This window comes from Staphylococcus sp. GDY8P57P, assembly GCF_017892585.1.
Taxonomy (GTDB): domain Bacteria; phylum Bacillota; class Bacilli; order Staphylococcales; family Staphylococcaceae; genus Staphylococcus; species Staphylococcus borealis.
Genome location: NZ_JAESLK010000151.1, coordinates 1 through 521, shown reverse-complemented (window position 1 = coordinate 521; position 521 = coordinate 1). Strand labels below are relative to the sequence as shown.

Genomic DNA, 521 nt, shown 5'->3' with positions numbered 1-521 from the left:
TCATGGAACGTAATTGCGTTATCTGGTGGATCTCCTTCTCCATGAGTCGCTGTGATAATAAATAAATCTTCTATTTTCTTTAAATCTTTAGTCTTAAAATCTTCCATACATGCAAGATTGACATTGAATGATTTTTCTTTTAATTTACTTTCTAACGTTTCAGCTAAACCTTGAGCATTACCTGTTTCAGAACCAAACAATACTGTAATATCTCTCTTCTTAAACTTAGGTTCACCGCTCACTGCTGTAGATTGCTCAACTACAGGTGCACTTGCTTGACCACCTTGTACGACTGACGCCGATAAGTAACCACTCAACCAAATCTTTTGTTCATTTGTAAGTGTTGCAAATACTTGATTTAACTTTTCTGACTGCTCTTGATTAAAAGGGCTATTTGTTACTGATAATTCCAAAGATGTCACCTCATCCTGTCCAATTATTTAAGTTTTAAATACTATTCTTATGGGAATAGTCTGATTTATACTAAAAAAGATTAATAAATCTCTTAATTAGATTACTTA

At 32.8% G+C, this 521-nt stretch carries 1 protein-coding gene; it reads right to left on the bottom strand.

All coding sequences use genetic code 11. From position 1 onward, the window contains the following. Positions 1–413 (bottom strand): flavodoxin domain-containing protein (locus KA878_RS14070; protein WP_210142267.1); only part of this gene is annotated, 413 nt, incomplete at its 3' end. Between the last annotated feature and the right edge of the window lie 108 nt (positions 414–521).